The sequence below is a fragment of the Methylothermaceae bacteria B42 genome (assembly GCA_001566965.1).
Taxonomy (GTDB): domain Bacteria; phylum Pseudomonadota; class Gammaproteobacteria; order Methylococcales; family Methylothermaceae; genus Methylohalobius.
Genome location: LSNW01000008.1, coordinates 40,021 through 56,715 on the forward strand (window position 1 = coordinate 40,021; position 16,695 = coordinate 56,715).

13 protein-coding genes are annotated in these 16,695 nt (G+C 45.0%); 1 reads left to right on the plus strand and 12 read right to left on the minus strand.

The window, feature by feature from the left end:
- Positions 1-329 precede the first annotated feature (329 nt).
- On the plus strand, positions 330-1,802 hold the full coding sequence (locus AXA67_05330) for a hypothetical protein (GenBank protein KXJ41541.1): 1,473 nt from the start codon (positions 330-332) through the stop codon (positions 1,800-1,802).
- Here AXA67_05330 and AXA67_05335 read toward each other — a convergent pair.
- From AXA67_05335 to AXA67_05390, 12 genes are read right to left on the minus strand one after another with little or no spacing between them, the layout of a single operon-like run.
- Positions 1,786-3,099: a hypothetical protein gene (locus AXA67_05335; GenBank protein KXJ41542.1), complete on the minus strand. Its 1,314-nt coding sequence runs from the start codon at positions 3,097-3,099 to the stop codon at positions 1,786-1,788. The genes AXA67_05330 and AXA67_05335 overlap by 17 nt on opposite strands.
- A gap of 2 nt (positions 3,100-3,101) precedes the next feature.
- Positions 3,102-4,235, minus strand: coding sequence for a glycosyl transferase family 1 (locus AXA67_05340; protein KXJ41543.1), 1,134 nt, complete (start codon positions 4,233-4,235; stop codon positions 3,102-3,104).
- Positions 4,232-5,437 carry a glycosyltransferase WbuB gene (locus tag AXA67_05345; GenBank protein ID KXJ41544.1) on the minus strand — a complete coding sequence of 402 codons (1,206 nt, stop codon included), beginning with the start codon at positions 5,435-5,437 and terminating at the stop codon, positions 4,232-4,234. Before AXA67_05345 ends, AXA67_05340 begins: the two co-directional genes overlap by 4 nt.
- A complete protein-coding gene (locus AXA67_05350) occupies positions 5,434-7,314 on the minus strand; it encodes an asparagine synthetase B (GenBank protein ID KXJ41545.1) in 1,881 nt (626 codons plus the stop codon). Before AXA67_05350 ends, AXA67_05345 begins: the two co-directional genes overlap by 4 nt.
- The gene (locus AXA67_05355) at positions 7,314-8,459 is read right to left on the minus strand and encodes a sugar transferase (protein ID KXJ41546.1); all 1,146 of its coding nucleotides are present in this window, start codon (positions 8,457-8,459) and stop codon (positions 7,314-7,316) included. The genes AXA67_05350 and AXA67_05355 overlap by 1 nt, the downstream gene beginning before the upstream one ends.
- A 2-nt stretch (positions 8,460-8,461) precedes the next feature.
- Positions 8,462-10,045 carry a hypothetical protein gene (locus AXA67_05360; GenBank protein KXJ41547.1) on the minus strand — a complete coding sequence of 528 codons (1,584 nt, stop codon included), beginning with the start codon at positions 10,043-10,045 and terminating at the stop codon, positions 8,462-8,464.
- Entirely contained in the window at positions 10,042-11,241 is a 1,200-nt protein-coding gene (locus AXA67_05365; GenBank protein KXJ41548.1) for a sugar transferase, read from the minus strand. The genes AXA67_05360 and AXA67_05365 overlap by 4 nt, the downstream gene beginning before the upstream one ends.
- A complete protein-coding gene (locus AXA67_05370; protein ID KXJ41549.1) occupies positions 11,242-12,264 on the minus strand; it encodes a peptidoglycan bridge formation protein FemAB in 1,023 nt (340 codons plus the stop codon). It abuts the gene before it with no gap.
- Between the two features lie 3 nt (positions 12,265-12,267).
- Positions 12,268-13,104, minus strand: a complete 837-nt coding sequence (locus AXA67_05375; GenBank protein ID KXJ41550.1) for a polysaccharide deacetylase — start codon at positions 13,102-13,104, stop codon at positions 12,268-12,270.
- Positions 13,104-14,222, minus strand: a complete 1,119-nt coding sequence (locus AXA67_05380; protein KXJ41551.1) for a UDP-N-acetyl glucosamine 2-epimerase — start codon at positions 14,220-14,222, stop codon at positions 13,104-13,106. Before AXA67_05380 ends, AXA67_05375 begins: the two co-directional genes overlap by 1 nt.
- Positions 14,215-15,300 (minus strand): ATPase, encoded by a 1,086-nt coding sequence (locus tag AXA67_05385; protein ID KXJ41552.1) that lies wholly within the window; start codon positions 15,298-15,300, stop codon positions 14,215-14,217. The genes AXA67_05380 and AXA67_05385 overlap by 8 nt, the downstream gene beginning before the upstream one ends.
- 1 nt (position 15,301) lies before the next feature.
- Positions 15,302-16,558 carry a hypothetical protein gene (locus tag AXA67_05390; protein KXJ41553.1) on the minus strand — a complete coding sequence of 419 codons (1,257 nt, stop codon included), beginning with the start codon at positions 16,556-16,558 and terminating at the stop codon, positions 15,302-15,304.
- Positions 16,559-16,695: the final 137 nt, after the last annotated feature.

The window sequence follows — 16,695 nt, forward strand, 5'->3', positions numbered from 1 at the left end:
ATGAACCTGGTTACTCTATCGATAAAACATCCCCTTTCGTTAAATCTTTTTCTCCATCAAGCCAATTCCTAAGTTTCCCTACCTTAACTTTAATCAGCGATCCAAGCTCTGCTGTTGCCACTGTTGAATCTGTTACTGCGGTTATATATGGCCATCCACGCTGGCGAGACTCTTCATCGCAAAAGAGAGGTAATCTTTATAGCATCGCCTACTCTATAGCAGATAAGTTTCGTGCTCTTGGATCTGAAATACCACACTATCTGACCGGCAGTTTTTCCTTAGCTGTATTTGATCAAGAAACACAAACAGGCTTAATAGCCATCGATAGAATGGGGATCCAATCACTATCATATGCTTGTTTTGATGGTGGTATAGTCTTTGGCCGCCCAGGTCAAATCATACAACTCCCTCAAATCTCTCCAGAAATCAATCCCCAGGCTCTCTTTGCATACTTCTATTTTCATATGATTCCCGCCCCTCTATCTATATATAAGCAAATAAATAAATTGCTTCCTGGGCAATTTCTCTCTTTTACCCAAGGAAAAAAGGAATTGAATTTCTATTGGCGCCCTATATTTAAAAATTCAGCACTGTCCAAATCTGAGCTAACCCAACGATTACGAACAACACTGCTAAACTCTGTCAATGCCAATGCTACAGAACCTGATACTACAGGAACATTCCTCAGCGGAGGGCTTGACAGCAGTACCATAACCGGATTGTTTAAGCAGTTGCACCCAAAACAGGCCACAGCTTTTTCTATTGGGTTCAACGCCAAAGGTTATGATGAAATGGAGTATGCCCGTGCCTGTGCTCACCATTTTAACGTTCCCTTAGTCGAGTATTATGTTACGCCTGGCGATGTGGTAGAGGCTATTCCAAAAATTGCTTCCAGCTATGATGAACCCTTCGGAAATGCATCTGCTGTTCCCACTTATTATTGCGCACGCCTTGCCAAAGACCACGGTAAGACATGCCTGCTGGCTGGAGACGGTGGAGATGAATTATTTGCCGGAAATGCTCGTTATACAAAACAAAAACTATTCCAACTCTATCACCATATTCCCTTAGGACTACGATCCATACTTTTAGAACCACTTGTAGAATCGCTAGCTAATTTGAAAATTCCTGGCACAAATAAATTATATAGCTACATTGAACAAGCAAAAATTCCAATGCCAGAACGTATGGAAACATATAATTTTCTTCGTCGCACACCACTATCACAAATATTTGAACCTGATTTTCTAACTTCCATAAATCATGGATGGCCTATCGAACATTTACAAGAAGTTTATAACCGCCCTAAAAAAGCTTCAATGCTAAAACAAATGCTATGGCTAGATTGGAAGATCACTTTAGCAGATAATGATCTTCGTAAAGTCAATCAGATGTGCAGTTTAGCAGGTATTGATGTTACATATCCAATGCTTGATGATTCTGTAGTCGAGCTGGCTTCAAGTATTCCAGACCAATTTCTCATGCGTGGTTTTGAATTACGTTCTTTTTACCGAAAAGCATTTGCAGATTTTCTTTCCCCAGTAACTCTCCGGAAATCCAAACATGGTTTTGGCCTTCCTTTTGGTATGTGGTTAAACACTAACTCTGAATTACAAGAAATGGCATACGCTAGCCTCGAACACTCATCATTAAACGGCGTCATCCAGAAACAATATATTAAGAATTTGAAAAAATCCCATCAGAGCGAACATGCTACTTATTATGGGGTAATGATATGGATTTTAATGATGTGGACCCAGTGGTGTGATACTAGGTTCGAATATTCTATGTCCGAGGTTTGACAACAAAAGATCGAACAGGCGCCGACGATGTGCTATCTATTACTGTGGATGCGTTTTCTTCCAAGGTATCCTTTGTTATCATCTTAACTAAGACTATTAATATCACTAAATTGTAATACAGGTCAAAATAAGCTAATCCCAAAAACGCTCCAGAGACAGCATATCCCAACAAGCTAACCTGCAGCATCGCTGCTAAATCATAGGCCCATTTCAGATTATCTGCTTTTTTGGAATATTTCATAACCCAAACACAGCTTCGCCAAGCGCAAATACCAATTGATAAAAAAATAGCTAACCCAATAAATCCATGCTCGCCAAGCACCTCGAAATAAATGCTATGGGCATCATGGATGTCTGACGGATTGGGGGCATAGAGCGCAAATGAAGCCGGCTGAAAACAATTAAAGCCTCCACCCAAAAGTCTCTCTGAAGCCAAATTAAATGCCATCATCCATGCATTGATTCTCCCCATAGCCGACCGATCATCTTCATATGACTTTATCGTCGATATTCTTTCATGCCAGCTTTCTGGCATATAGAAATAGATTATTGGCAGTGCCAATAAGATAAAAATTAAAAACGTCCATTTATGTCTGCTATTTTTTATTAGAAAAAGAGAGATTGCTGTCACGCCTAAAAAAGCTCCTCGAGACTGAGTGCCAAGCACAGCTATAAAACATAGCAGCATTCCAACAATGATTATCCGTTGCAACCAGACATTATCAGTATTAATCTGGCAATAACGCAAAAAAGGGATAATCATAATTAATGCCAACCCAATCTCATTATTCCCCCCAATAAAAGTTCCTCGTGGGCCATAGACAGCATACCCTCCCCCTGTCGCCAATGTGAATAATCCACCTTTAAATCCATAAAATCCTAATGAAAGCGCAATTACCCATATCCAAATCTGGAGATTACGACGGTTTTGTATAATTATCATACTAACAAAACTCATTAGGAAAATTTTCCCAACTTTACTCCATTCCGGCCAAGCCAGTTCTGGATATAACGAAAAAATAGTTGTAATAGTTGCCCAAATAAAAAATAGAAAAATCAATATTATTTCTCTTGTCCACAAGATTCTCTTTGAACCCTTGCTTACTAGCAAGCTAGATATTGTAGTCAATGCAACTATTTGAGCCAATGGAAAAGTGTGAGCGAACTCCCAAGATAGTTTATGTGGATTCATATACCCCAACCATGACCAGACCCAAACCCCAACCTCTGGTCTTTTCAAGATAAAAGGTATACAAATAAAAACAATGGATACAACCAATATATCACGAATGGGCATTGCTAAGTACGTCTATTGCTTCCAGCTCTAGCTATTGATTTATTAGATACCGCATAAACGTATATCAATAATAACTTTTCTTTGACTGTATCCCAAGAATGCTCTTTGGCCTTAATAAGTCCATTTTTACACAGGGCATCTCGTAAATTCGAATCATTTAGAATTTTTATAGCAGAGTTCGCCATGGCTTTATTATCATTTATGGGTACTAGTAATGCTGTTTTATTATGTTCTACCAAGTAAGGAATACCTCCCGCATCAGTACTCACAACCGGTACTCCCACTGCTAAAGCTTCAAGTAAAGAATTAGGCGCATTATCAACTTCACTTGGATTTAACACAATCTCAGCTTTGCGATAAAGATCAACCATCTGCTCAGGTGTAAGCCGTCCAGTAAAAACAACCTTATTGGCTATTCCTAATTTTACTGCAAGTTTTTTTAATTCATGCTCCTGAGGACCTGATCCAGCTATCCAAAGTTTGGCGTTTGGGTAAGATTCAAGTATCCTCTCAAAAGCCCTGAGTGCACAAGGAATTCCGTAGATAGGCTCCAGGTTTCGGCAAACTATCAGGTTAGGACCATTTTTAGATTTTTCGTTTTGTGATTTAATTCCAAACTTCGTTAAATCCACTGGATTGGGAACCACATCGACTAGCACACCGAAACGCGCAAAAACTTCCCGTAGATAACCGGATGGAACAATGATTTTATGACATCGATTTAGAGTCGGTTTTACGTAGCGAAAAGAGCGGGAAAAAAAGGACTCTGCTTCTCCACCACGATAATTCAAAACAATTGCACAACCACGCAGTGAAGCAATCCACACGGCGGGGGCAGCAAACAAGTGCCATGACCACCCCGAATTTGCCATAATGTGAAACAATTTTTTGCGTCCAGCCGTTAGCCAAAGCGCCCATAAATAAGGTAATAACCGAAATCCAGCCCGTATAACTGGTATTTTTCCAATCCATCTTGGCCAGTACTCACGATTCCATTGTATTATTTCAACCTCAATTCCTTCTGCTGACAGTTTTTCTGCAAGCTGGAGAGTTTGGTTCGCCATTCCTCCAAAGGGCGGCGGCAAGGGTCCTACCAAAGCTAGTTGATGTATAGGAGATTCATCCCTATTGTTCATCCCAATAACTGTTCATAAATCAAAGTATATTTTTGCACACTTGTTTCCCAATTACGCTGATTGACGACGAAATTACGTGCGCGTGTAATCATCTCTGGCCATAAATCACGACTCGAAATTATTGATAATACTTCCTCCGCCAAAGCCTTGGGACTCCCAGCTTGGAATAACCGCCCGGTTTCTTCATGATTTATTAACTCTCTATGGCCGCCGACATCCGATGCTAATACAAGCTTACCTTGAGCCATGGCTTCCAAGGGTTTTAGAGGTGTTACCAATTCTGTTAAACGCATAGACAGGCGAGGATATACAAAAATATCCACCAAATCGTAATACTTTTGTACTTGATCGTGCGGAACTCGCCCCGTAAATATCACATGATCCGATAATTTCATCCGCTCGCTTTGCCTATGCAGTGCTTGCTCTTGAGGTCCACCACCTACTAGTAACAATCGCACCTCAGGATGATGGGGAAGAATAAGTGATAAAGCCTCCAATAATAATGGCAACCCCTCATAAGCGTAAAATGAACCGATAAACCCTAAAACCACTCTGCTTTCCAAACCAAGACTGCGTTTTAGCTCAGCATCGGGCCCGCGATTCATGCTGAAGCGTTTAATATCCACTGCATTAGGGATAACGGTTATTTTATTTTGAGGTAACCCACGTCCAATGATGTCCTGCTTGAGTCCTTCACAAATGGTTGTCACTGCCGCAGCGTTTTTAAATACATGGGTTTCTAAAGCCCTTGTCAGGCGGTAACGCAAGCTGCCTTCAGTGGTTGTGCCATGATCAACCGCGGCATCTTCCCAAAAGGCGCGGCATTCATAAACCACCGGTAGCCGATGGCGGCGCCCTGCCCTGATAGCTGCCAAGCCATTCAATGCGGGGGAATGGGCATGGAGAATGTCTGGATGCACTTCGGAAATCACTTCGTCCAGGCGTTTTTCCAGACTCCTGGAAACCACCCACTGATTCACTACCGGAAGCTTGCCGCTAAAAGACCGTAAAGGCGGGGTCCGGAAAAACTCAAAACCCTCAACAACTTCCCTCAACGCTCCGTCACAGCGATGCTTCGGGGAAGTAAGATGAAAAGTCTCCCATCCCAACGCCCGCTGATGTTCCAAGATCGCACGGGTGCGGAAAGTGTAGCCGCTATGCAGAGGTATGGAATGGTCCAAAATATGGAGTATACGCATCAATGCCGCCTGAGAAAAGAATCAAACATCAATAGTGACCAAATGGGTGCACTGTAGTCCCGCAGGCCTTTCTGGTGCTGATCCGCCAGGGTATGAAGAAAGTTGTGGTCAAACCATCCAGAATCCAACATGGCAGGTCCCAACAATGACTCGCGCACTTTCTCGCGCAAGGGACCGCGGAACCAGGTAGCCAAAGGCACGGCAAATCCCATTTTTGGGCGATAGAGAACACTTTCCGGAAGATAGGGCTCAAGCGATTTCTTGAAGATATACTTGCCTTCCCTGCCTCTTAACTTGAATTCAGGCGGCAAGGTTGCCATCCACTCTACCATGTGATGATCCAAAATAGGCACTCGAACTTCGAGAGAGTGGGCCATGCTGGCCCTGTCTACTTTCGTCAGAATATCTCCTGGCAGATAGGTCTTAAGATCCAGATATTGCACCTTTGAAAGGGGATGGTCGGGTGCCTTTTGACCGTGGCGGCGCAATACTTCTACCGCGTGATAGCCTTGCAATTCCCGTTTAAATTTGTCGCTGTACAAACGTCCCCGCAGACTGTCCCCCATCACGGAAACGCTGTGAAAATACCCTTCCACAGAGTCTCTCCCGAGGGACTCAAAAGTACTTTTGGCGCGCAATACCTTGGGAGCCCAATCCAATTTGGGATAGATTTTACCTAGTGTGCCGAATAGAGGACGACGAATCGCTGAAGGAATCATGTTCCGCATTTTTTCTTCGTAAAACTGCCAACGGTAGCGGCGATAACCCGCCAGGTTTTCATCACCACCATCACCTGAAAGTGCAACGGTTACTTCTTCCCTGGCCAACTCGCATACTCGGTAAGTGGGCAAGGCGGAACTGTCGGCATACGGTTCGTCATACAAGCCCGCAAGCTTATCCACCAAGGAAAAATCATTCGGGTCGACTTCCTTAATCCGGTGTTTAGCCTGGTAACGCTGAGCCACTTCCCGGGCGAAATCCACTTCATTAAACGCAGGGTCGCCAAAAGAAATAGAGCAGGCATTGACCGGCTCGTCCATGACCTGAGCCATCATGGCAACCACCGCGCTGGAATCCACGCCACCTGAAAGAAATGCGCCTAAAGGCACTTCGGAAATCAGACGCACATCAACGGCTTCCCGCAATTGCTCAATCAGGGTTTGCCGGGCCTCTCCTTCATCAATGGTATTGTTCGGTTTAAATTCAACATCCCAATAGACTTCCGGTTGAATTTTGTTACCTTTACGAATGAACAGTCGTTCTCCAGGCGCCAGTTTATAGACTGCTTTGTAAATTGTGCGTGGATCCGGGATATATCCGTAGGCGAAATATTCTTCCAAGGCTTTTGGATCAATTTCCCTGGCTAACTCTGGGTGACGCTGGAGCGCTTTTAGCTCCGATGCAAAGGCAAACCAGCCATTTTTCAATCGAGTGTAGTACAAAGGTTTGATGCCAAGACGATCCCGTGCCAGAAACAAGGTTTCATCCGCTTCATCCCAGATGGCAAAAGCGAACATTCCGCGGAATCGTTCGACACACTTCGGACCCCACGCTTTCCAAGCATAGACAATCACTTCTGTATCACAATGGGTGCGGAAAGCATATCCCAGTTGCTGTAATTCGGCACGTAAATCCATGAAATTGTAGATTTCGCCGTTGTAAGTCACAACCACCTTGCCATCATCGCTGGCCAAGGGCTGGGCACCGCTAGCCAAATCGATAATAGCCAACCGCCGATGGCCCAATCCAACGCCGGGGCGAATTTCCAGCCCACTGCCATCGGGACCACGATGGTACTGCACTTCATTCATTTCATGGAGTAATTGCCGGTTGACTTCCCGTTTTCCTTCAAGATCTATTAAGCCAACGATACCGCACATTAGTGAATTTTCCCTTGCAACAAATCATCGTATACCGCTGCGTAACGGTTAACCATCAAGGTCAAGCTAAACATGGATTGAATCCGGGCCAAAGCCGCGTTGCCATGCTTAGAACGCAAATCCGAATTTCCAACATAATTTTCCAGTGCATCGCCCATTGCCTTTATATCCGATGCTGGCACCAAGGTGCCGGAAATGCCATCTTTTATCAATTCCAGATTTCCCCCTACCTTGGTCGCCACAATAGGCAAACCTGTTGCCATCGCTTCCAGAATGGTATTGGAATTCCCTTCAGCTTGGGAGGGTAAAACAAAGACATTCAATCCGCGCATCACCTGGGCGATATCATGACGTTCTCCAGGCAACCAGGCCAGATCCGATAATCCCGCTGTCCCTAATAAGTGTAGGCATTTTTCCCGCAAAGGTCCGTCACCGACACAGATGAGGCGAAGCGTCCGTTTCAGGGCCGGTTGTCTTTCAAGTAAATGAATGAACGCGGAAACCAACGTGGTTTGATCTTTGACACCATGCATTCGCCCAACAGTGCCAATCACAATTTGCTCAGGATCCGTAAATGGACATCCCGGAATCATCTCTCTACCGGCTCTTGGTGGATAAAAAATCTCGGTGTCCACGCCGTTACATATCCGGGTGATTTTTTGGTCAGGAATCCCTACGGTGTCATGCAGATAATTTTCCAACTGTTGGGACAGGGGAATATATTGATGGACAAGTGGGCGAAAAGCGCGCCTTAGCCACTGGTATTTCCGGTTGGTTCCATCAGGATCAAAGATATCCCAGCCATGTTCCCCATGAATCCGGATCGGAACCCCAGCTAACCAAGCCGGCAATTGACACTCTAGCGTTGCCAAATTACGGGTGTGAACGATCGCCGGTCGCAATGCCCGCAGCAATTTGTAGAGGCGGGGATAAAGGCCGAAATCTTGGCCTGCCTGCTTATGCATTTCATAGACCCGCACATCAGGCCGGTGAATTCTATTTTTAAAGGCCGTCGCCTCGGTCAGGCTGATAATCGCATGGCGGTATTTTTCTTGGGGCAAATGATTGATTAGGTTGACCAATCCATTTTCGAGACCGCCAATACCCAATCTATGAATCACATGGACAATTAAAGGCGCGGCCATGATTACCTGGTTTTAGCCACATTTTGCAGTGTTTGTTCTATCTCAGGGAGCATAGCGGCAAGAAACTGATGCAAAGTCTTTTCTGCAGGTCCAACGCTGTCGTCATATTCCACTGCCACCACAATTCCCGCCGCATCCTTTGACCTGCCCAACACCTTATCCTTGGCTTCCAGAAGTTTAGCCAAATAGTCATTGGCGGTGAAAGTATCTGAAACCCAGTTCCATCGCCACACGAGTAATTTTTGAAAAGACGATTGCACTCTACCTTGACGAACTGTGATAGTTTGATTATCCAGCTTCACTGGGATCTTCGACTCACCTGGCATCATCCAAACAGGATGTTTTTGAGGGACCAGAATATTTTGAGAATTTACTAACTCTTTATCCTGCACTTGCGTCCGGTAATAGAGAACAAACAAGGTTACTTTTTGTGTTCCATTGGAATAGGTGGCGACTGCCTTGGCGTCGGGATATAGGTAACGGGGTTCCCATGGGGTCATTTTTTCATTCATTCGATGCCAACCCGCTGTCCCTTCAGGCAGGGATAAAGTCACCTTGGTAAAATCAGCCATGGACTTTTCACGAATTTGCATGGCCCGAACTGGCCAAATTGCCAGCATTAAAGCAGTTGCTAGAGCCAGAACAATCAAAGCATTCTTAGACATCGCGCCAGTTTGCACGCGGCTATTAGCTTGGGAAGCATCCTCTTCTTTCCATTCTGGCTCTTTCCAAAGGGAACCGATCCAGAACATTAACAACATCACTAGCCCAAAAAACACCCATCCATAGATATAGTGATCCACACCCAGGGCCAGCCTCATGTCACTGTAATGGGCGATCATGACAATCATGAAAGCCCGAAGCCCATTGGCGATAATGGGAAATCCCACCGATAAGGCGATAAACAACAAGCGGCGCCACAAAGTTCGGTAAGTGAGATACGCATAAAGACAACCCAGCGTGAGGGAGGCTATCAAATAGCGCAAACCGCTGCACCCCTCCACCACAGACCAATCTCCCGAGGGTATGCTGAAAAATGTCCCTTCACGATAAATGGGGATACCGGTCAACTCAATCAGCTTGACGGTAAAATCCGCGGTAAAATTCATCAACGGAGGAACCAAAAATTCTCCGATGGGTACGGCAAAAAACAAGAACCCCAAAGGGAAAGCAATTTCCCAGGCTATCCGCCAGCCCAGGTATGTCCACACCAACACGAGAATCATGGCGATAAAACACAATTGTTGAATTACCAGGACATCCACAACATTTGCCAACAGCCAGCCGAACCCCAGCCCGAACAGGACAATTAATCCCCGCCAATCCGGTTGCGGAGCCAACGAGGCTAAAACATCTCGGCGTTTCCAAATCAAGTATAAACTGATGGGGAAAATCAGCATGCCATGGGCAAAGGTTTCCGACCGCCACCAAATTGAAGCCATGGAGAAAAACGTTTGCCAATAGGCAGCAAAGAGAAATAACAAAGAGATGGTTAAAGCAACTAATGCCGTGCGCCATCCCGTGACTGGCGAAACCTGTTCCCTAACCACTGAATGATCTTCCATAGGTTTCGCGACACCACTCATGGCATTTCCAGGAAATTATCCAGCCGTTGCAAATGGCTTGCCCAACTATACCGCTCTTCAACGAACTTACGATTTTTCTCTGATATGCGAGGCATAAACGATCTGTCTTGCAGGGCCTGAATTGCTACTTGAGCCATTTCCTCGGGCTGACTGACAATCGCCAAATCCAGGTTGGTGTTGATTTCCAGACCATCCGCCGCCATGGTTGAAGCCAGGACCGGTTTGGCCATTGCCAAAGCTTCAAGCACCTTATTTTGAATGCCCCGGGCAATCCGAAGCGGCGCAACTGCCATGCGGGCATGGGCTAGATAGGGCCGGATATCCTTTACAGCACCGGTAACAACCACCCCTTCCTTTCTTGCCAAGGCTTTAACGGCTTCCGTAGGGCGTGCACCTACAATATAGAACCGTGCTTCCACATGTCGGCGCAGGATTTTGCGGAAAACCTCATTGGCAAACCAGCGCACCGCATCTTCATTGGCCCAATAATCCATGGCGCCAGTGAAAACAAATACTTCTTCTCCTGGGTGGTATGGAGAAACGAACTCGCGCCCACCTTGGAAATATTCCAAATCAACCCCGTTTTCCACATAATCTATTTTATCGGCAGCTTCTGGCACGCAGCTTTTGAATAAGGAAGCTTCTGCTTGGGAAACAAACAAACTCAAATCAAAAGCCTGGGCTACCCTACGATCATAATCCAATAGCAAGCGTGCTTCACGCCGGTAAACCCAAGCGCTCCAGAAGGGTTTGCTTTTGGCATATTGGCGCCACTTATCAGAATCCACATCGACAAAATCAATGACTGTCCGCGCGCGGACAGTCGAGTCTACATATTGCGCCATCGCGGAAGAGTAAACGAAGATACGATCAATTCTCCCACTCCCCAACAGTTGCTTTGTCCATTGCTTCATTCGGTTATCAAAATAATAAGGCAGGCTCAATGGCTGTCCCTGAAAAAGTCCCTTCAAGCTTTTTATTTTCCCGGTTTTTGGAGAAAGGGGGAGCAAACATGAATCCTCGCAATAGTCATTGATCTTATCCTTAAAACGCCAATCTTCAGGGTCATCCACGAAGGCGCCAAGAAAAATTCGATGTTTTCCCGCCAAATGCTTTAACCAGTGGAACGAGCGAATCTTATCCCCTTTATTGGGAGGGTAAGGAATTCGATGTACTAAAAAAAGCAGGTTGGCCATTTAACCGAGACTGCGCGCCAACCAAGGGCCAATGACTTTGCTTACCGGCAATGGTAATTTCTGCCAAGCCTTGATAAACATTTGATATTTCGGATTTAACGGGTTGATATCCGGTAGGAACTTGGCCCGAATCAATGCATATTCATAATAAAGAGGCTGAGGTTCGAATCCCCAGTGGGTCTTAAAGCGGTAAGAGCCTGTTCCTTTTTTGCTACGCCCATAGTCAAAAATCTTAATCCCCCTCTCCACGGCCCGCCGCATGACTTCCCAATACATGAAATCATTGGCTTTGAGGGCCCTGGCCGCACTGGTTCCACCGCCATAATAGGGCAGAACCTCATCCCGGAAATAAAAATTCATTACACTGGCAATGGCGTCACCGTTATGTTCCACCAGCAAGATTTCGCACCGGTCTCCGAATGTTTTTTTTAACTGTTCAAAATAACGTTTGGGGAAAACAGGGGTTCCCAGATTACGGACACTCTCGGCATAAATATCGTAAAATCGATCAATCTTTTCATCGATGACGCCCACTAACCCTGCTTTAATTCCCTTTCGCACCATGGCTCGTTGTTTTCTGGGAATCGCTTTGAGATTCGCTTCAGGATCCGGATCCAATTCCTTGCGAAAAGTGACATAAAGATCCTTGGTGGATCTTCCAGCGCCTGAAGGCTTTAAATTTCTTACTTCCAAATAATCCACTGCCAGTTCATGGGCCAATTCCACCGCTGCATTTTCCAAGGTTTCACGTGCCGCTTCGGTGTCAGCCAAAACGCCTCCATAGACGCAAAAAGGCGTAGATATCAGCGCATTGGAAAATAATCGGCTACGGATATGTCCCAGGGGGAAAATACCCTGGATTTCGCCGTTTTCTTCCGCATAAAGATAATGCGTCGGGTGATTAAAGCTGCCCTGAAGAATTTCACGCCAGGAAGAGTAATGAAAAAAGGTTGCCTCCGGGTGCTTTTCAACATAAGCATCCCAACGGCCATAGTCAGCCGGTGTCAGGGTTTTTACTTGCATAACTTACGAAGCCAGAAAAACGTTAGCCATGGTATCCCACTTAAAATCCTCCAATAGGGACCGAAGCCGGGATTCCATGCGGTTGAGATTGAGATAATGACGCAAACGCGTCTTCAAGCTTAGACCTTGCGGCCGAGGTTGTTGTGGATCCACTTCCCAGGGATGAAAATAAAATACCGTGGACTGGCCTTCTTGATTGACCTGCTTTAAGGCCCACTTTGAAAGGAAATAAGGGTACAAACGGAAATAACCTCCGCCTCCACAGGGAAAGTTGCGCCCCCCTAGCTTGACGGTGGTCACCGGAATTTCCAAAAGCTTGGGGGCATTTTCCGGAAAAAAAGCAAATCTCGGTGCTTCCGGCATGCCGTAGAGATCGTGTTTAACCGGATAAATGCTCGAGCTATATCTAAAACCCAAATCTTGCAGTATCTCCAAAGCCCACAGATTATCCCGGCCAATGGAGTAGCTTGCCGCGCGGTAGCCAATAACAGGTACGCCAACCATATCTTCCAAAATTTCCTTGGCACGCTTTACATCTTCCCGGAATTCCTGGGGATTTTGCTCAGTCACCCGCACATGGGAATAGCCATGACAGGCAAGTTCATGTCCTTGAGAGACAATTTCCTTGATCAATTGCGGAAATCTTTCCGCCACCCATCCCAAGGTAAAAAAAGTCGCCTTGATACCCGCATCGTCAAATAAATTGAGTATTTTCTTAGTATTGGCTTCTACTCGGGGTACCAGCTTATTCCAATCTTTTCTGTCAATATGGCTTTCAAAAGCCGAAACTTGAAACCAGTCTTCAACATCCACGCTCATGGCGTTGGTTTTCCCTGTCATTAATAGGCCTCCAGCATGGTTTCTTCAATGATCTTGACAATTCTTTCTGCCGCCCGCCCATCCCATAAGGCAGGAATTCTGCCACGCTTACCACCTGTGGTTAGAATATCCGCCACACAAGTATGAATTTTGTCCGGATCACTACCCACAATAGTATTGGTACCTTCGGTCACGGTAATAGGACGTTCCGTATTTTCTCTCAGCGTCACGCACGGCACACCAAGGGCTGTTGTTTCTTCCTGCAAGCCGCCGGAATCGGTTAACACAAGCTTGGCGGATTTCACCAACCCGAGCATTTCGAGATATCCCAAAGGAGGCGTGATTATAATGTTTGCCTGAGTAAGCGCATTTTCCAAGCCAAACGATTCAATTTTCCCTTTTGTTCTGGGATGAAGGGGAAAAATGATTGGCAATTGTTGGCTAATTTCAATTAGGGTATCTAACAAGCCTTTCAATACATTAGGGTTGTCGACATTGGCAGGCCGGTGAAGCGTTAAGACCCCATAGTCGGAAATATTTTCTACGTTGTAACGATTTAGGGTAGTTGCTGCTGGAACCGCCTTTTCTACATTATTCAATAAGGCATCAATCATGACATTACCCACAAAATGGATTTTGTCTTCATCGATACCTTCCCGTAATAAATTCATTTTTGCTGCTTGCTCGGTGGTAAACAGCAAATCTGAAACTTGATCGGTCAGCACCCTATTGATTTCTTCAGGCATCATTCGGTCAAAGCTGCGTAAACCCGCTTCGACATGGATAACGGGAACATGTTTTTTTACCGCCACCAGACCACAGGCAATCGTGGAATTCACATCCCCTACGACTAATACCGCCAATGGATTTTCTTTATCTAAAACCGGCTCAAACCGTTGCATAATTTGAGCGGTTTGGACCGCATGACTACCTGAGCCTACCTCTAAATCAACATCAGGTTTTGGTATTCCTAATTGATCAAAAAAAGCATCCTTCATTGCCGCATCATAGTGCTGGCCGGTATGGACCAAATAAGGCGTCATTGTAGAGTGATGCTGTAAAGAAGAAATAATAGGTGCAATTTTCATGAAATTAGGACGGGCACCTACGACACACATTAATTTTGGTGAATCAGCCATCGGATGGAGTTTCCCTATTTGAACCACTCAGATCCGGAATCTGCTCGTATGCCGAATCCATATCTAGCTGAATCAAAATGGCTTTACGCAGCAATGCCCGCTCTTTTTGTACTGTCTTTTGGAGATCAATAATGCAGCGCTCGAGTTTATTAATCCTATCGACCAAATCAGGATTTGAATATGCCTGCGTATTGTTAGGCGATAATTCGCTGAAAACGGGACTCTCGGCTTCTGTTTTTTTTGTAATTTTAAGTTCCGATTGATCCGGGGTTTCCTGTTTGATTTCCTCTACCACGGTCAATACAACTTTTTCATCTATTTCATGCAATTCTTCGAGATAACCAAACAATAACAAACGATCACACAATGTATTGATTATCCTAGGAATACCCTCGGTAAAATTAAATATTTCAATAAAAGCACTCTTGGTAAATTTGGGATCTTCCTTCCAACCAGAAAGTTTTAAGCGGTGAAGGATATATGCTTCAGTTTCTTCTAAATCCAAAGGCCGCAAGTGGTACGTTGCAATAACACGCTGTCTTACTTGCGAGAGGTGTTCCGCCTGCAGCAAAAGCCGAAATTCGTCTTGACCCAAAAGAAAAGCTTGAAACAACGGCTTGCCTTCTACTTCGTAGTTGGAAAGCATGCGCAACTCTTCCAATGACTGACGAGGTAAATTCTGGGCCTCGTCCACTACCAGCAGAACACGCTTTCCGAGACTGGCTTGTTCTTTAAAAAAATCTTCTAGATTAGTCAATAAAGTAGCCTTAGCATCGCCATCGTAAGAAAGGCCAAATGTCGCCGAAATTATCCTGAGCGTGTCCTCCGCCCCTACCTGAGAAGTTACCATTAACCCTGCAACAATATTTTCTTCTCTTAAGGAATTAAACAATGCTTTGACAAGCATGGTTTTACCCGTCCCAGGTTCTCCTGTGACAACAATAAACCCCTCCCCCTGAGCAAGGCCATATCGAAGATATGCCAAAGCTCTTTTATGGACAGGGCTATTGAAAAAAAACTCGGGATCTGGAGTTAGCTGAAAAGGCTTTTTTTCTAATTTATAAAATTTTGTATACATATTAGAAAGTCATTGTTAGCCCGGCGAGGCCGCGGTTTTCTATATACTCTTGATCTTTATCAGTGGATTTCTGTTGCTGTCGCCGGTATTCAATATAAGCGCTAAAATCGGGTGTCAACCGGCGTATCAAACGAAAAGAGGAGGTCCAATAATAGTTGGTACCTTTGGTGTTTAACAGGGTTATATCTTCAAATTTGGTTTTTTGCCATAACACACTTACATTCGTAAAAGTCCGCCTTCCGAACCGCCACAGCCAACTTCCATTAATTCCTAAAATTCGAGAATTTATATCAGTTTCTTGAAATTTCCTTTTCGCCGCATAAGCATTTAAGTTAATTGATGTCTTCGCTGTATTGCCAGTAAAGGAAATTTGACCGCGTTTACGAATAATAACATCGTCTACTAATGGGATATTTCCAATGTCAACCTCGCTAACAGCCTGCTGTTGGACAATTAATGCTTGGGTTGTTGTAGCCGACTCAATATATTGAGCACTCCACACAGTACGCCGAGTGCGATGCCGGAAAATTCCCTGGTAAACGTTACCGGTGACGGTTCCCACCCTGTTATGACGATAAATTGCTTGTAAAAAGGTTCTTCTGGTAGGCTCCAGGGTAATGGAGGCAAAACTGTTACGTCCCCACCCGCCTTCAAGCTTTAAATACCGGCTAGGCTTCCAGGCAGCTCCGAATGTATAGAAAAAACCATTTTTATTATTGTTATTTTGATTGTTGTTGGTCCTGAAAGCAAAGTTACTGTTGTTATACCCAGCTTGTACAAATGTACTGAACTTACGATGCCAACGATATCTAATCTCTCCAAAACCTGTTTGGAATTTGACATCTTTTCCAGAAGTTCTTTTGGTTTCACTGTTATAGAAACTTCCTTTCCATGTCAGGAGAGAAAAACGATGACCACTTTTTAAAGTCACCGATTCTGTAAGAATATGACTATCAGAAGCTTGCCCACGAGAAGTGGTTATGTAATTGTATCTAAATCGTGCTTCACCCTCCGCATAACCTCCCAAATATGGGCGCCAGTAGGGACTTATACCATAAGTATAAAAATTAGCTCGATTGCCAGTATTGGCAACATTGTCTATTGTTTGACGACCAAACGGATTCGCGAGTATCTGCCCAATGCCTGCATTCGTATCTACAAATAAAGACTTGCGAATCAATTCAGCAGAAGCATTCCCTCGCAATTGATGACGAAAGTCGAAAGTTCGTTCGGATTGAGTGGAGAGGATATTTTGCATTCGATAAAGGAAATCCACCTGCAGCCGCTTATTTCCCCGGGCACGAAAAGAATCTATCTGGCCGAAACCGCCTCCGCCGAAACCGCCTCCGCCGAAACCGCCTCCGCCGAAACCGCCTCCGCCGAAACCGCCTCCGC